General features: G+C 66.0%; 11 protein-coding genes. 4 read left to right on the forward strand and 7 right to left on the reverse strand.

The features are described from left to right. Positions 1-49 precede the first annotated feature (49 nt). A complete protein-coding gene (locus tag M0208_RS18060) occupies positions 50-727 on the reverse strand; it encodes an OmpA family protein (protein ID WP_258893051.1) in 678 nt (225 codons plus the stop codon). A 142-nt stretch (positions 728-869) separates the two neighbouring features. Here M0208_RS18060 and M0208_RS18065 point away from each other — a divergent pair, with 142 nt between their 5' ends. Genes M0208_RS18065 through alr form a run of 3 tightly spaced genes read left to right on the forward strand, consistent with a single transcriptional unit; the run spans position 870 to position 4,876 of the window. After that, the gene (locus M0208_RS18065; RefSeq protein WP_258893052.1) at positions 870-2,165 is read left to right on the forward strand and encodes a hemolysin family protein; all 1,296 of its coding nucleotides are present in this window, start codon (positions 870-872) and stop codon (positions 2,163-2,165) included. Positions 2,166-2,216: 51 nt separating this feature from the next. Continuing rightward, positions 2,217-3,833 (forward strand): MFS transporter, encoded by a 1,617-nt coding sequence (locus tag M0208_RS18070; RefSeq protein ID WP_258893053.1) that lies wholly within the window; start codon positions 2,217-2,219, stop codon positions 3,831-3,833. 11 nt (positions 3,834-3,844) lie between these two features. After that, positions 3,845-4,876, forward strand: coding sequence for an alanine racemase (gene alr / locus M0208_RS18075; RefSeq protein ID WP_258893054.1), 1,032 nt, complete (start codon positions 3,845-3,847; stop codon positions 4,874-4,876). On the opposite strand, the gene M0208_RS18080 is transcribed toward alr, so the two are convergent. The 4 genes from M0208_RS18080 to M0208_RS18095 form a co-directional block, all read right to left on the reverse strand. Further along, complete coding sequence (locus M0208_RS18080) at positions 4,873-5,802, reverse strand: 2OG-Fe(II) oxygenase (protein WP_258893055.1); 930 nt, start codon at positions 5,800-5,802, stop codon at positions 4,873-4,875. The two genes, alr and M0208_RS18080, sit on opposite strands and share 4 nt — an antisense overlap. An 82-nt stretch (positions 5,803-5,884) precedes the next feature. Further along, positions 5,885-9,076, reverse strand: a complete 3,192-nt coding sequence (locus M0208_RS18085) for a TonB-dependent receptor domain-containing protein (protein ID WP_258893056.1) — start codon at positions 9,074-9,076, stop codon at positions 5,885-5,887. A gap of 163 nt (positions 9,077-9,239) precedes the next feature. After that, on the reverse strand, positions 9,240-10,412 hold the full coding sequence (locus tag M0208_RS18090; RefSeq protein WP_258893057.1) for an acetyl-CoA C-acetyltransferase: 1,173 nt from the start codon (positions 10,410-10,412) through the stop codon (positions 9,240-9,242). Positions 10,413-10,440: 28 nt separating this feature from the next. Continuing rightward, complete coding sequence (locus tag M0208_RS18095; protein ID WP_408988161.1) at positions 10,441-11,430, reverse strand: alpha/beta hydrolase; 990 nt, start codon at positions 11,428-11,430, stop codon at positions 10,441-10,443. A gap of 90 nt (positions 11,431-11,520) precedes the next feature. Between M0208_RS18095 and phaR the strand changes: the two genes are divergently transcribed. After that, positions 11,521-12,066 carry a polyhydroxyalkanoate synthesis repressor PhaR gene (gene phaR, locus M0208_RS18100; RefSeq protein WP_258893059.1) on the forward strand — a complete coding sequence of 182 codons (546 nt, stop codon included), beginning with the start codon at positions 11,521-11,523 and terminating at the stop codon, positions 12,064-12,066. On the opposite strand, the gene purL is transcribed toward phaR, so the two are convergent. Together purL and M0208_RS18110 are read right to left on the reverse strand one after the other, a co-directional pair. Beyond that, the gene (purL, locus tag M0208_RS18105; protein WP_258893060.1) at positions 12,067-14,298 is read right to left on the reverse strand and encodes a phosphoribosylformylglycinamidine synthase subunit PurL; all 2,232 of its coding nucleotides are present in this window, start codon (positions 14,296-14,298) and stop codon (positions 12,067-12,069) included. Further along, on the reverse strand, positions 14,295-15,770 hold the full coding sequence (locus tag M0208_RS18110) for a phospholipase D-like domain-containing protein (RefSeq protein ID WP_258893308.1): 1,476 nt from the start codon (positions 15,768-15,770) through the stop codon (positions 14,295-14,297). Before M0208_RS18110 ends, purL begins: the two co-directional genes overlap by 4 nt. Position 15,771: the final 1 nt, after the last annotated feature.

A 15,771-nucleotide genomic window follows, 5' to 3' on the forward strand; every position in this document is an offset into this window, starting at 1 on the left:
AGCCGCTACTCAGGACGAACGGATGAGGACGAGCCTGATCCTTCCCGCTCTATCGCACCTCATCCTGCGAAATCGGTACGATCTTGATCTCGACGCGACGATTCTCCGCGCGGCCGTCCTCGGTTTCGTTCGACGCGATCGGCTGCGTCTCGCCGAAGCCGCGCGTGCCGATTCGCGCCGACTGCACACCGCGGCTCGACAGATAACTCGCGACCGACCCGGCGCGACGTTCCGACAGCGACTGGTTGTAGGCGTCGCTGCCGGTCGAATCGGTGTGGCCGTACACGTCGATGTAGGTACGGTTATATTCGCCCAGCACGCCCGCAACCTGATCCAGCGTGCGCTGGAACTGCGGGGCGACGGTCGCGCTGTCATAGGCGAAGTTGATCCCGCTCGGGATGTTCAACAAGAGGTCGTCGCCCTGGCGCGTGATCTCCACATCGGTGCCCGCGGTGCGGGCGCGCAGGTCGCGTTCCTGCTTGTCCATGTACGCGCCGATGCCTGCGCCAGCGATGCCGCCGATGCCCGCGCCGATGATCTTTTCCGTCCGGTCACGCCGACCGCCGACCAGATCGCCGAGCAGATATCCGCCCAGCGCGCCGCCGATGCCGCCGATCGCCGCCTTGGAAATTTGGCGCTCGCCGGTGACAGGGTCGGTGGTGCAGGCGCTGGTGAATGCCAGCGCGGCGGTGGCCGCGGCGGTGAGAAACTTCGAATGGATATGCATGTGGACTGAACCCTTGTGTCGTTCTGTGTCGTTCGCGCCGCTCAACACGGCCCGCGATACGATTGTTCCACCTGCGCACTGAACAATAGCTGACGCGGGAGGTTGTGGGCGCGGCGCTTTCCCGCCAAGAGATCATCCGACCATGTTACCGCCGTTCCCCTGGATCGACGTCCTCATCATCCTCGCGCTCGTGGCGCTGAACGGGGTGTTCGCGATGAGCGAACTCGCGATCGTCTCTGCGCGGAAAGCGCGGCTGGAGGCGATGGCGCGCACCGGGCGAAAGGGCGCGGTGGCGGCGATCGCTTTGTCGTCCGATCCGGGCAAGTTCCTGTCCACCGTGCAGATCGGCATCACGCTGATCGGGATCATCGCGGGCGCCTATTCGGGCGCGAGCCTTGGCGCACCGACCGCGGCGCGGCTTGAGGCATGGGGGATCGAGCCGCATCTCGCCGAAAATCTCGGGTTTGCGATCGTCATCGGCCTGACCACTTATGCGTCGCTCATCATCGGCGAGTTGGTCCCGAAGCAATTTGCGCTGCGCAAGCCCGAACCGATCGCTGCGATTGTCGCGATCCCGATGCAATGGCTGGCCATCATCACCGCGCCGCTCGGCTGGTTGCTCGACGCGACCAGTGCGCTGATCTTTCGGCTGCTCCGGATGAACCGCGAATCGGAAGAACACGTCACCGCAGAGGAACTTCATCTGATCGTCGCGGAAGCGTCGAAATCGGGCGTGATCGAGGAACACGAACGCTCGATCATTTCCGGCGTCGTACGTTTGGCTGACAGGCCCGTGCGCGAGGTGATGACCCCCCGCACGGAAGTCGACTGGCTCGACGTCAGCCTGGACGACGCCGGCATCCGCGCGCAATTGCTGCTGACGCCGCACAGCCGCCTGCCCGTCGCGCAGGGGTCGGTCGATGCGGTGATCGGGGTGGTGCAGGCGCGCGACGTCGCGATGGCGCTGTTCCGCGGGGAGACGCTCGACCTGGCGAAACTGGTGCGCAAAGCTCCGGTGGTGATTGATCAGATCGACGCTATGGATGCTTTGGATGCTCTCCGTCGCGCGGAGGTGCCGATGGCGCTGATCCATGACGAATACGGGCATTTCGAGGGGATCGTGACCCCGGCGAACCTGCTTGCCGCGATCGCCGGCGAATTTGCGAGCGATGCGGATCATGACGACGGTCCGAACGTGGTCGAGCGTGACGACGGGTCGTTGCTGGTCGCGGGCACGATGGCGGCGGATGCGCTGGCCGAGCGGCTCGGCATCGACCTGCCCGAGGACCGCGACTATGCGACCGTCGCGGGTCTAGCGCTCGCGGTATTCCGCCATCTGCCGGGGGAGGGCGAGAGCTTCGTCGAACAGGGCTGGAAGTTCGAAGTGATCGACCTCGACGGCCGCCGCATCGACAAGCTGCTGGTGAGCGAAGCCTAAAGTCGCTTGTCGCCCCGGTCCTCGCGGCTAAACCGGGAGCGAGGGGATTTCATGACCGACACCGAAACGCCGCCCGCCGCACCGACGCCCGGAGAGATACGGCTCGTCATCTCCGCGTCGTCGCTCGGCACCGTGTTCGAATGGTACGACTTCTTCATCTACGGCACACTCGCCGCGTCGGGGATCATCGGACGGACGTTCTTCCCGGCCGGAAACGAGGTCGTGCAGACCCTGCTCGCCTGGGCCGGGTTCGCGGTCGGGTTCGGTTTCCGGCCGCTGGGCGCGGTGCTGTTCGGCTATCTCGGCGACAAGCTCGGGCGCAAATACACCTTCCTCGTGACGATCACGCTGATGGGCGTCGCGACCGCGGGCGTCGGGCTGATCCCGTCCTATGCCGCGATCGGCATGGCCGCGCCGGTGCTGATCATCCTGCTGCGGATCGCGCAGGGCCTGGCGCTCGGCGGCGAATATGGCGGCGCGGCGATCTATGTCGCGGAACATTCGCCGCCGGGAAAATCGGGCTTCTACACCAGTTTCATCCAGGCTGGTGTCGTCGGCGGGTTCATCCTCAGCCTGGCGGTCGTATTGTTCTTCAAGGGCGTTATGCCCGCCGAAACGTGGGCGGGGTGGGGCTGGCGACTGCCGTTCCTGTTCTCGATCCTGTTGCTTGCGATCTCGCTGTGGATGCGCCTGAAGTTGAGCGAAAGCCCGGTGTTCAAGGCGATGCGCGCGGCGGGCGAGACCGCGAAGAACCCGCTGGTCGAAAGCTTCACCTATCCCGGCAATCTGAAGCGCATGGTCGTCGCCTTGTTCGGCATTGCGGCCGGGCTGACGGTGATCTGGTACACCGCGATGTTTTCGGTCCTGTCGTTCCTGCAGACGACGATGCGGGTGGAGGAGACCAGCGCGCAGTTGATTGCGGGGGCAGGGGCGCTTGCCGGGCTGTTCTGGTTCATTCTGTTCGGCAAATTGTCCGACCGGGTCGGGCGTAAATGGCCGATCGTGATCGGCTATGTCATGACGCTGATCCTGCTGTTCCCGATCTTCTGGGCGATGGGTGCAGCGGCCAATCCGGGCCTTGCGCGCGCCGCACAGCGCGCGCCGGTCGTCGTGTCGGGACCGCATTGCGACTATAGTCCGTTCGCCGCGAAACAGGCCGATACGTGCGCCGAACTGCTCGATTATTTCTCGAAGAAGGGCGTCGCGTACACCAAGGCGGTGACGCCGGTCACGCTGGTGACGATCGGCGGCAGTCCGGTGGCCGATCGCACGCCCGCCGGCCTCGACGCGGCGCTGACCGCGGCCGGATATGATCTGGCGAAGGTGAAGCCGTCGGTGGCGAACACGCTGCTGATCCTGGTCGCGATCCTGGCGATCGGCGCGCTGTCCGGCGTCACTTATGGCCCGGTCGCGGCGCTATTGTCGGAGATGTTCCCGCCCGCGATCCGTTATTCGTCGCTGTCCATCCCCTATCACCTCGGCACGGGCTATTTCGGCGGGTTCCTGCCCTTCATCAGCCAATATATCGTGGCGAAGACCGGCGATCCCTATGCGGGCCTCTGGTACACTTGGGTCATCGTCGCGATGGCGCTGATCGTCACCTTGTTCGGGTTGAAGGAGGACCGGCGCGGCACGGCGGGTGTGGTGAAAGCGCCCGCAGCCGTCTAACGCCGCCCGCGATGACCGATTCCCCCTGCCGATTGTCGCTCGACGGCGACGCGCTCGTCTCCAACTGGCGTGCGCTCGACCGGATGAGCGGCCGCGCGGCGTGCGGGGCGGCGGTGAAGGCGGACGGATACGGCGTTGGCGCGCGGGCGGTGGTCGCCCGGCTCCGCGCGGCCGGGTGCCGCGATTTCTTCGTCGCCACCTGGGCCGAAGCGGTGGCGCTCGGTCAAATGCCAGGAACAGTGTCGGTGCTGCACGGCGTTCGGGCCGAGGACATGGCGCAGGTCGGGCTGCCGGGCGTGCGCCCGGTGCTCAACACATTCGCGCAGGTTGCACGCTGGAAGGCGGCGAACGGCGGCGCGTGCGATGTGATGGTCGACACCGGCATGAACCGGCTCGGCGTATCGGTCGACGATATCGCGACGGGGCTGCTCGACGGCCTGACGGTCGAGACGTTGATGAGCCATCTCGCCTGCGCCGACGACGACACGGTGATGAATATCCGCCAGCGCGATTTGCTGGCGGGTCTCGCGGGCCGGACGAACGCGCGGCGGCTCAGTCTCGCCAATTCGGCCGGGATCGCGCTGGGGGCTGACTTTGCGTTCGACCTGACGCGTCCCGGCCTGGCGCTCTACGGCGGCGTGCCGCGGGGCGAGCTGTCCGACACGATCCGGCCCGTGGTGCAGATCGAGGCGCAGATTCTGCAACGCCGTACCGTCCGACGTGGTAAGACCGTCGGCTACAACGCCACCTGGACTGCGCCCGCCGATACGCCCGTCGCGATCGTCAACCTGGGCTATGCCGACGGCTATTTCCGCGGCTTTTCCGACTGCGGGACCGCGTGGGCCGGGGATGCGCGGCTGCCGGTGATCGGCCGCGTATCGATGGATCTGACCGCGCTAGACATCAGCGCCGCGCTCGCGGTCGGGGAGGGCGACTGGATCACCTTCGACCCCGACCTCCCCGCCGCCGCGCGCGTATCCGGGATGTCGCAATACGAACTGCTGACGGGCCTCGGCGCGCGGTTCGATCGATTGTGGCGTTAGGCGGCCCACGGATCGAGCGGCGCGGCCCTGATCCAGCGCGTCGCGAGCCATTTCACGCCGCGTGTGACGGGCAGACCGGCGTGCTGTGATCGCGGATCGATCCGGCCGCTCGCATCGACGTTATCGAACAGGATCGCATCCCCGCCACGTGGCGTGACGGTCAGTCCGTTCGCCATGAACCGCGTTTCGCCCCCAGCGAATCCCTGATTGAGATAGATCAGCATCGTCTTGATACGCTGGTTCGCGACGCCGGGCAGACCGTCGTGATGCGGCCTGAATTCCTGACCGGGACCGTAGCGCAGGACGGTCAACGATTCACCCTGTTCGACCGCCGTCCCGCTGGCCGCGGCGATGCGCAGGTTGATCGCCCGCACCACCAGATCCTCGCGCGTCGGACCGATCACGGCATTGTCGCAGCGTCGCACCGGATTGGCGATGGCGCGGCCAGTGGCGGGATCGGCGACGAGGCTCGGTTCCATCACCGCGGAAGCGGCCGACGCGACGTGCTGACATTCGGCGGGGGTAAGAAACCCGCGAAACAGGCTGATGGTTGGCGACTGACTAAGCGCCGCACCAACCGGGGCGGTTTCGGGTGCGCCATCCTTCCGCAGTTTCATCGCAGCCAACAGCGCGCGTTGCGCGGCTGCGACCGGATCGGCCGTCGCCGCCACCTCCAGCAAGGCGAGCGCCGCACGCCAGTCTGCCGGACCGCCTGAACCGTTGGCGGTCAGCGCGATTTCCATCAACGCGCCGTCGACATGGCCGATCGTCACCGCTTCGCGCAGCAATCGCCGGGCCTCGGGAAGGTCGCGCGCGGTCGCCCGGCCCGTCATCCGCAACACCGCGAGCTGCATCAGCGCGGCGACGTCGCCGGTTGCGCCGGCCGCGGCAAGCCGATCGACGTCACTCGGGAATGGGGTGGTCATGCCCTTTGCCGTAACAGGCGAAACCGACAAAAGAAAAGGGCCGGGGGTTAGCCCGGCCCTTCCAGTTATCTAGATCGATCGATCAGAACTTCGCGACGAAGCCTGCATAGGCATAGCGGCCGCGGATGTCGTAGATCGCCGAGCCGGCGCCGATACCGGTCAGGCCGAACGGCGGCAGGCGGTTGGCGACGTTGTCGACACCGATGTAGAAGTCGAACTTGTCGCCGGCTTCGATGTTCACGCGAACGTCGTGATAGAACACCTCGGTGTAGAACTTGACCGGCGCATAGTCCGTGTTCTGCGGCGGCAGGCCGTTCAGCGCGTTATAATCCTCATACGTGTTGAGGTACATCGGGCCGATGTAGCGTCCCTGATAACCGATGGTGATCGGGCCGGTCTTCAGCGACGCGTTCACGTTCACCTGGTTCTTCGGATCGCCCAGTTCGCCGAGGATGCGATTCTGGAAATCCGGATTCGCCGGGTTGGTGAACGAATCGCGCTGGATCGTGCGGGTCCAGATCGCACCCAGGTTCAGCTGGCCGAAATCGAACGTGTGACGGTAGGACGCATTCACGTCCACGCCGCGCGCCTTCAGCTTTGCGAAGTTCAGCGTCGACTGCAGCAGCGATCCTTCCAGGATACGGAAGGGAATTTCACCGCGTGCGCCGCCCGATGCGCCAGCGCGCTGGAACAGGCCGCAGAACGGATTGTCGAGCGTCGCCGAATCGTAGCACAGGTTGGCGATCTGCTGCGCCGAGACCGAGGTGATGACGTTATCGACCGTGATGTCGAAATAGTCCGCCGAGATCGAGAGGCCGGGGATGAAGCGCGGCTGCACCACGACGCCCGCGGTGTACGAATCCGACTTTTCTTCACGCAGATCGGGGTTGCCGCCGCTGATGATGTCCAGCGACGACTGGTACACGTAGTCGTAGCCGGCCGGACGGCCCGCTGCGGTGCAATTGGCCGAACGGGTCGCCGAACCGGTGGCGATGTTACGCTCCGAGCACGGATCGACGAAGAGCGGCGCGAAGTTCTGGCCCTGTGCGGAGAACAGTTCGGACAGGTTCGGCGCACGAACCGAGCGCGAATAGGTGCCGCGGAAACGGATGTCCTCGACCGGGCTCCACTCCACGCCGCCGCTGTAGGCGTAAACGGTACCCGTTGCGCCCTTGTAATCGGCGATACGGCCCGAACCCGAGATCGTCAGTTCGTGGAAGAACGGCATGTCCTTCAGGATCGGCACGCGCAATTCGCCGAACACTTCCTTCACCTCGAACGCGGGTGCGTCGAACGAAGGGATCGCGTTGTAGAAGGCGTATCCGGCCTGCGTGTAGTCGTCGAGATCGTAATAGTTGGTTTCACGACGATATTCGGCGCCGACCGAGAACGACACCGGGCCGCCCGGCAGTTCGAACAGCTGGCTGAGATCGCCAGCGACGAAGCCGGAGGCGACGAACTGGGTGATCTTGCCTTCCGCCCGCGACTGAACGGTCAGGTAATCGCGCGCCGCCTGGCTGATGTTGCCTTCGCCGAGCGGGTTGATCGGGGCGCAGGCCGCGACGTCGGCGGCGAGCTGCGCTGCATTGCCCGCACGGTCGACGCCGGCTGCGGTCGGATCGATCTGCGAACGGCACACGATCTGCCCGGCTGCGTTGCGAACCGCATCCGCCGCCAGCAGGTAACGCTGACGGCTGATGTTGCCGTCGATGATGTTGCGTTCACGATGCTCGCCATAGTTGGCCGAGATTTCGTAGTTCCAATCGTCGTTGAAATCGCCGCGCACGCCGACGACCGCACGGTACGTCTCACGACGGATTTGCTCGTCGCGGATGCCCAGCTCGACGAAGTTGCGACGCAGCGCGAAGCGGAACGATCCGTCCGCAATCGCCGCGCGCTGCGCTGCGGTCAGTGCCGCAGGCGTCGTCGCGGTGCTGTTCGGATCGACGCCGGCCGCCAGAATGTTCTGCGTCAGCACGGTGCGCGCCTGCGCCGTCAGGTACGGGTTGTCGAGCCGGATGCGATCGCGCGCGAGGCCGGGCGAGTTCTCCAGGTTGACGCCCTGGTTGAAGAACGGGCCGCTCTGCGAACCGAACGCTTCGGTACGGACGTACTTCGCTTCGACGAAGGGCACGAAGGCCGGGGAAATCTCGAAGTGAGCGAGCAGATTGGCCGAATAGCGCTTCACGTCGGGCGACAGCGCCAGCAGCTTCAGCTGCTGCTCACGGCCGGAATAGCCGTTTCCGCCGATGTAGTTGCCGTTCGGACCGATGCCGACGCGCTGCCCGGTCTGCGCGGCCAGCGTACCGTCGGGACGGAACAGGAAGCCGCAGGTGAACGGGTTGCCGAGCGCGTCCGCGCCGCAGCGCGGGTTGGTGCGCGACTGGGCAAGGCCCAGCTGGCCGCCTTCGGAGATCGTCGCGGAACGGATATCGCGAAAATAGGTGCGATCGAAGACGCCGTCCGAACCGTTGGCCGTGCCGGCCGGGTCGGTGTCGGTCACGACGAACGCGTCGTTCTGGCCGATCGGACGATCGCCCGCGAAGTAACGCGACTGATGCGCATATTCCAGGTTGATCGCGACGTTGCCGCGGCCGTCTGCAAAGTTCTTGCCCGCCAGCAGCGACAGATACTGGTTGCCCGCATCCTTATAGTCGGCGCTGACGCCCGACTGGCCGCGCAGCTGCAGACCCTCATAGTCCTTCTTCAGGACGAAATTGACGACGCCCGCGATCGCGTCCGACCCGTAGATCGACGATCCGCCGCCGGTCAGGATTTCGACGCGCTCGATCAGGTCGGTCGGGAACGTGTTCACGTCGGGCGAGACGCCGTTGACCAGAATGTCGCCTGCGACGTGGCGGCGGCCGTTCTGCAGCACCAGCGTGCGCTGCGTGCCGAGGCCGCGCAGATCGAGGAGGTTGATTCCACGCGTGCCGAGGAACGCGGTCGAGTTCGCCTGGCTGAACGTGCTGCGCAGCTGCGGCAGGTCGTTCAGCGTATCGCCGACGGCGACCTGGCCGGTCTCGAACAGCTCGGCGCCCGAAACGACGCTGATCGGCGACGTCGATTCGAGGTTCGGCGAACGAATGCGCGACCCGGTGACGACGACGTCGCCGCTAGCGACGTCGCCAGCTTGTTCGACCGTCGGATCGACGGCCTGGTTGGTCGTCTGGGTTGCTTCGACCGGCGCGCCAGCCTGTGCGGCGGCCAGGTTCGCACCGAATAGCGCAATGGCGCTTGCGCTCGAGACGAGCAAAGTACGCGACGTTTTCATTATTGTGAGGCTCCCTGGATCGGTCCGCCGGACCGAGATGAGGCCAACAACCCAAAAAACGCCGTCGGCACAATGGCCCACGGCGCAATTCGTCTCAATTAATACCAGATGAATGAATCGTGTCGCATTTTTGCAACAACGGGGTAGTCGCGGAAATAAAGGGTTAGGCGCGCTCGATACACATCGCGATGCCCATGCCGCCGCCGATGCACAACGTCGCCAGCCCGCGCTTCCCGCCCCGACGTTGCAGTTCGTAGATCAGCGTGGTGAGCACGCGTGCGCCGCTCGCGCCGATCGGGTGGCCGATCGCGATCGCGCCGCCGTTGACGTTCACCTTCGACGCGTCCCAGCCGAGTTCCTTGCCGACCGACAGCGCCTGCGCCGCAAACGCTTCGTTGGCTTCGATCAGGTCGAGGTCGTCGATCGTCCAGCCCGCCTTTTCCAGCGCGCGACGGGTGGCGGGGACGGGGCCGATGCCCATGATCGACGGGTCGACCCCGGCCGACGCCCATGATTTGATCGTGGCCAGGATCGGGCTCCCGCGGCGTTCGGCCTCCTCGCGGCTCATGATGACCAACGCCGCCGCGCCGTCGTTCAGGCCGCTGGCGTTGGCGGCGGTGACGGTGCCGTCCTTCTTGAAGGCGGGGCGAAGGCCCTGCATCGCCTCGATCGTCGCCCCGGCGCGGATATATTCGTCCTGATCGACGACCGTGTCGCCCTTGCGGCCCTTGATCGTCACCGGCGCGATCTCGTCCTTGAAGCGGCCCTCCGCGCGCGCTGCCTCGGCCTTGTTCTGTGAGGCTACCGAAAAGGCGTCCTGATCGGCGCGGGTGACCTGATATTGCTCGGCCAGATTCTCCGCGGTGATGCCCATGTGATACCCGTTGAACACGTCGGTCAGGCCATCCTTGACCATCGTGTCGACCAGGCTGAGGTCGCCCATCTTCTGCCCGCCGCGAACGCTTTGCGCGTGCGCCGACAGCGACATCGACTCCTGGCCGCCAGCGACGACGATCTTCGCGTCACCGGTCTGCACCGCCTGAAACGCCAGCGCGACCGCGCGCAGGCCCGAACCGCAGACCTGATTGACGCCCCACGCCGGGATTTCCTTCGGCACGCCCGCCGCCATCGACGCCTGCCGCGCCGGGTTCTGGCCCTGCGCCGCGGTAAGCACCTGACCCAGAATGACTTCGCTCACATCGTCGCCCGACACGCCAGCCTGCTCCAGCGCGGCCTCGATCGCGATGCGGCCGAGTTCGTGCGCGGGCGTCGTGGCGAATGCGCCGAGGAAGCTGCCGACGGGGGTGCGCTTTGCGGCGGTGATGACGACGTCCACGGGCGGAACTCCTTATCCGGTTTGGCGGCTATGTAGATGCTGCAACGCCGCGAAGCCAGTCCGCCAGCGGTTCCCACAATCCGCTCCGCGCACGGCTGCCGACGACCATCCCGACATGGCCCGCACCCGAATCGCGGCGTTCGGAAAGGCCGGCGGCGCTGGCGGCGGGAACGATCCGGTCGCTGAGCGAGACGAATTCGATCGCGGGACAGCGAAGAGCACCGGGCGTGATTCTTTCCCCACCGACACGCCAGCGATCCTGCCCGGGCAGATCGTCGCGCAGGAAATCCTCGAACAGTTCGCGTCCCGCCGCCAGCGTCAGCGGAGCGCCTGCGTTGGCCCAGTCCTCCAGCGCGACGAAGGTCGCGGCCTCGGCGTCGGGCATGGTCGCGAACGCTTCGTACTTGCCGATCGTGCGCGCTGGATCGAGCTTCCAGAACCCCGACTGCAGCACCTCCATCGGCACAAGCCCCAGCGCCTCACACGTCGGGCGCGCGGCGGCCCATAGCGCCGCCATCTCGTGGCGTGCTGCATCGCCGTAACCAGCAAAATTCCACGGTGCCGCGATCGTCGCCAGACCCGCAACATTGCCGCGCGCCGCCGCCGCCAGCGCCATCGTCCCGCCCAAGCAATATCCGACCAGCAACGGCGGTTCGGGCAGCTTGGCGATCAGCGGCAGCAGCACCCGGTCGACATGGTCCGCCACGTCGAGGTTGCGCATCGCCGCATTCGGTGTGCCCCAGTCGAGCAGCCACGCGCGAAACCCTTGCCGGGCGATCCACCGCACGATCGAACGTTCCGCCGTAAGGTCGAGCACCGCGGGCGGATTGATCAGCGACGGTACGAACACGACCGGACGCCCGTCGCCGCCATAGTCGCGCAATCGCGCCGCGCCCTTGCGGAATCGTGCGGGCATCGGGCGCGTCGCGGCGGGGCGCACCGCATCCTGATACCGCTTCAAACCGGCCAGTGCTGCGGCGCGGCGCTCGGGCGATGCTGCGGTCTGTTCGCGCAGCATATCCAGGAACAAGGGCAAGGGCCTGGGGCCGTGTTGCGGTGCGGCAAGTTGTGCTGTACCCACGACATATCTCACGGTCCGGGGGCCTCGATGAAGAAGCAGCATAACGGTGACGGCGCGGTCATCATCAAGAAGTACGCCAATCGCCGCCTCTACAATACCGAAAGCTCATCCTACATCACGCTCGAGCATCTCGCCGCGATGACGCGTGAAGGGCGCGAGTTCAAGGTGGTCGACGCGAAGACCGACGACGATATCACGCACAACGTGTTGACCCAGATCATCATGGAGGAGGAAAGCCGCGGGCAGACGATGCTGCCGGTGAACTTCCTGAGGCAACTGATCTCGATGTACGGCGATTCGATGCAGGCGATGGTGCCGGGCTATCTCGACGCGTCGATGGACAGTTTCCGCCGCAACCACGCACAGTTCAAATCCGCGGTCGAGGGCGCGTTCGCCGGATCGCCGTTCGCCGAAATGGCGAAGCGCAACATGGCGATGCTGGAAGCCGCCGCCAGCGCGTTCAAACCGCCGGTGAAGGGCGACGATGCGCATGCCGGCAAGGACGCGGAGATCGCCGCGCTGAAGGCGGAACTGGCGTCGTTGCAGGACAAGGTCGACAAGCTGGCGAAATAGTTACGCCAGCGCGGCGTCCGCACCCATCAGCTTCGGGAAGAACCCTTCGTGCGCCTCCCGCAGCGCGTCCAGGGACACCACGTCGTCGCGGTTGGGGCGTTCGAAGATCAGACGTTTGCCGCCGGTTCGGCCGAGCGGTTCTGCTTCCACCCCCGCGTCCAGCGCGGCATGGAGGAAGTCCATCAGGGCCGAGTCCTCGACGGTGACAATATAAACGCCCTGATCCTCGGCGAAGAACGAATGTGCGCAGTCGAACGGTTGTTTGCGGTCGATCATCGCGCCGATGTTGCCGGCGAGCGCCATTTCGGCGAGCGTAACCGCGATGCCGCCGTCGGATACGTCGTGCACCGCGGTCAGTTGCCCGGCGGTGATCGCGGCGCGGATCAGGTCGCCGGTCTTGCGTTCCAGGTCGAGGTCGACGCGCGGCGGGGGGCCTTCTTCGCGGCCGTGGACTTCGCGCAGCCAGAGCGTCTGGCCGAGGTCGCCGCGGCGCGTGCCGACCGCAAGGATGACGTCGCCGGTGTCCTTGAAGGCGATCGTCGCGCTCTTCGTCCAGTCGGCGAGCAGGCCGATACCGCCGATCGCGGGGGTGGGGAGGATGGCGCTGCCGCCACCGGTGGCCTTGCTCTCGTTGTAGAGGCTGACGTTGCCGCTCACGATCGGGAAGTCGAGCGCGCGGCAGGCCTGGCTCATGCCGTCGAGGCAGCCGACGATCTGGCCCATGATCTCGGGGCGTTGCGGGTTGGCGAAGTTGAGGCAGTTGGTGATGGCGAGCGGGGTCGCGCCGACGCTGGTCAGGTTGCGCCACGCCTCCGCCACCGCCTGTTTGCCGCCCTCGACCGGATCGGCAAAGCAGTAGCGCGGGGTGCAGTCGGTGGTCATGGCCAGCCCCTTCGGCGTGCCGTGGACGCGGACAACCGCGGCGTCGCCGCCGGGGCGCTGCGCGGTGTCGGCGCCGACCATGTGGTCATATTGCTCCCAGATCCAGCGGCGGCTGGCGATGTCGGGGCTGGCCATCAGGGTCAGCAGGTCGGCGGCGATGTCGCGGCTTTCGGGGACGTTCACCAACGCTTTCGCGGGGGGCGTGGGGACGTGCGGGCGGTCGTAGAGCGGGGCGTCGTCGGCGAGCGGGCCTAGCGGGATGTCGCAGACGGTTTCGCCCTTCCATTTCAGGACCATGTGGCCCCCATCCGGACCGGCTTCGGTGACGTGGCCGATGACAGCGAAATCGAGTTCCCACTTCGTGAAGATGGCTTGCGCGAAATCCTCGCGGCCGGGCTTCAGCACCATGAGCATCCGCTCCTGGCTTTCGCTCAGCATCATCTCATACGGGGTCATGCCGGTTTCGCGTTGCGGCACATCGTCCATGACGAGTTCGATGCCGACGCCGCCCTTGCTGGCCATCTCGACGCTGGACGAGGTGAGGCCCGCCGCGCCCATATCCTGGATCGCGACGATCGCGTCGCTGGCCATCAGTTCGAGGCACGCCTCGATCAGGAGTTTTTCGGTGAAGGGGTCGCCGACCTGGACGGTGGGGCGTTTGGCCTCGGCATCCTCGCCGAAATCGGCCGAGGCCATCGTCGCGCCGTGGATGCCGTCGCGACCGGTTTTCGACCCGACATAGACGATCGGGTTGCCGACGCCGCTGGCGGCCGAGTAGAAAATCTTGTCGGTGTTCGCGATGCCGACGGTCATCGCGTTGACCAGGATGTTGCCGTCATAGGCGGGGTGGAAGTTCACTTCGCCACCGACGGTCGGCACGCCGACGCAATTGCCGTAGCCGCCGATGCCGTGGACGACGCCCGCGATCAGGTGGCGCATCTTGGGATGCGTCGGCGATCCGAAGCGCAGCGCGTTCAGGTTCGCGATCGGGCGCGCGCCCATCGTGAACACGTCGCGCAGGATGCCGCCGACGCCGGTCGCCGCGCCCTGATAGGGTTCGATGTACGACGGATGGTTGTGGCTCTCCATCTTGAAGATCGCGGCCTGGCCGTCCCCTATGTCGACCACGCCCGCATTCTCGCCCGGGCCGCAGATCACCTGGGGGCCGGTGGTGGGGAGTTTCTTCAGGTGGATGCGCGACGATTTGTAGCTGCAATGCTCGGACCACATGACCGAGAAGATGCCGAGTTCGACCATGTTCGGTGTGCGGCCGAGCGCGCTGAGGACGCGGTCGTATTCGTCGATCGACAGGCCGTGGTCGGCGACGATCTGGGCGGTGATTTCGGTCATGGCGCGCGCATAGCGTGGCGGGCGGGCGGCGTCACCCCGCGCCGCTTGGGCAGGCGCATCCGGTGTTTCAGGCGGCGGAGCAGGCCGCGCTTAGAGAAGCCTTCGAACATCTCGCCCGGCCCTTCGGGATCGAGCACTTCGTTGTCGGCGAGCCATTCCTCGACCGCATTGAGATCGGGGACTTCGTAGGGGATCAGCGTCTTGCCTGCCCCACGCAGTTCCTCGATCGCGGCGATCATCGATCCGTCCTTCAGGCGGCGTGAGACTTCGGCCGCGTCGACGCCGAGATGTTCGGCGATCAGGCCGTCGCGGATCGTCGGGATGGCGTCCCCGATGTGTTCGATCGTCACGTCGCACTCGGTGTCGAGACGGAGCGAGCGGTTGTTGAAGTTGGACGAACCGACGCGGATGATGTCGTCGTCGATCACCAGCACCTTGGCATGGACGTAGATGCCTTCGCCGCCCGCGGTCATCGGGTGGTACATCTTGAATCGGCCGTTGCGGTCATGGTGGTGGAGCGCCTGCACCAGCCGCGCACGCGCGGTGTCCATCGCGATCGGTTCGAGCCAGCCCTGCGCGGCGGTCGGGTTGACGATGACGATCTCGGGACCGTCGGCCTCGTCGAGCCGCTTGGCGATCGCCTCGGCCACTTTGCGGGAGGCGAAATACTGGCTCTCGGCATAGATACGGCGTTTCGCGCGCGCGATCAGATCGATGTAGAGTTGTTCGATCTCATGCGCTTCGGGGCCGTCCTCGTGCTTCGGCTGGGTGCGCGAGATGGCGACGTCGACGCCCTCGAAATCGGGGATGATGCTTTCGGGCCAAACGTGGTGGGACACGGGCGGCGGCGTGATTTCCGTGCCGCCAGCCAAGCTCCAGCGCATCCGGCACAGGTCGCCCAGCGCCTTCGCGATCGGGCCGGTCAGCGCGGTCGTCGCGTCATGCCACGGCTTGTAGGGCTTGCCGCGCGGGGAGCGGCGGTGTGGTTCGTCGTCGTTGTGTTCGCGCGTGTCCCAACGCTCGTCGGTCATGTCGATCCCGCCGCAGAAAGCGAGGCAATCGTCGATCACGACGATCTTCTGGTGCTGCGACGCGGCGACGGGGTGCGCGCCGTCGAGCAGCAGGTGGATGCGATCGCGCAGGAAGCGCCATTTGGTGAGCGTCCACAATGTCTTGCCGCGGAACAATGTCTTCAGCGCGCCCTTGTCCCAGCGCAGCACGTAGACCTGCAGCCCCGGCGTGCGGCGGACCAGCCAGCCGATGAAATCGCCGACCTCGGTCGGGGCCTCGGGATGTTCGTCGCTCCACGCCAGCTTGATGCGCGCGTCGAAATCCCAGCCGACGAGCATGATCTGATGCTTTGCGTCGAGCATCGCTTCGCGTGCGGCGCGGTAATAGGCATCGGCGTCGACGATCACCGCCGCCCGGTCCGCACGTTCGATCCGCCAGCAATTGCGGCCCGGTTCCAGCATG

Source organism: Sphingomonas sp. SUN019, assembly GCF_024758705.1.
Taxonomy (GTDB): domain Bacteria; phylum Pseudomonadota; class Alphaproteobacteria; order Sphingomonadales; family Sphingomonadaceae; genus Sphingomonas.

Excerpts from the sequence above, each read along its gene's own strand:
- M0208_RS18060 (WP_258893051.1), bottom strand. The coding sequence starts at position 727 with ATGCATATCCATTCGAAGTTTCTCACCGCCGCGGCCACCGCCGCGCTG.
- M0208_RS18065 (WP_258893052.1), top strand. The coding sequence starts at position 870 with ATGTTACCGCCGTTCCCCTGGATCGACGTCCTCATCATCCTCGCGCTC.
- M0208_RS18070 (WP_258893053.1), top strand. The coding sequence starts at position 2,217 with ATGACCGACACCGAAACGCCGCCCGCCGCACCGACGCCCGGAGAGATA.
- alr (WP_258893054.1), top strand. The coding sequence starts at position 3,845 with ATGACCGATTCCCCCTGCCGATTGTCGCTCGACGGCGACGCGCTCGTC.
- M0208_RS18080 (WP_258893055.1), bottom strand. The coding sequence starts at position 5,802 with ATGACCACCCCATTCCCGAGTGACGTCGATCGGCTTGCCGCGGCCGGC.
- M0208_RS18085 (WP_258893056.1), bottom strand. The coding sequence starts at position 9,076 with ATGAAAACGTCGCGTACTTTGCTCGTCTCGAGCGCAAGCGCCATTGCG.
- M0208_RS18095 (WP_408988161.1), bottom strand. The coding sequence starts at position 11,430 with ATGCTGCGCGAACAGACCGCAGCATCGCCCGAGCGCCGCGCCGCAGCA.
- phaR (WP_258893059.1), top strand. The coding sequence starts at position 11,521 with ATGAAGAAGCAGCATAACGGTGACGGCGCGGTCATCATCAAGAAGTAC.
- purL (WP_258893060.1), bottom strand. The coding sequence starts at position 14,298 with ATGACCGAAATCACCGCCCAGATCGTCGCCGACCACGGCCTGTCGATC.
- M0208_RS18110 (WP_258893308.1), bottom strand. The coding sequence starts at position 15,770 with ATGCTGGAACCGGGCCGCAATTGCTGGCGGATCGAACGTGCGGACCGG.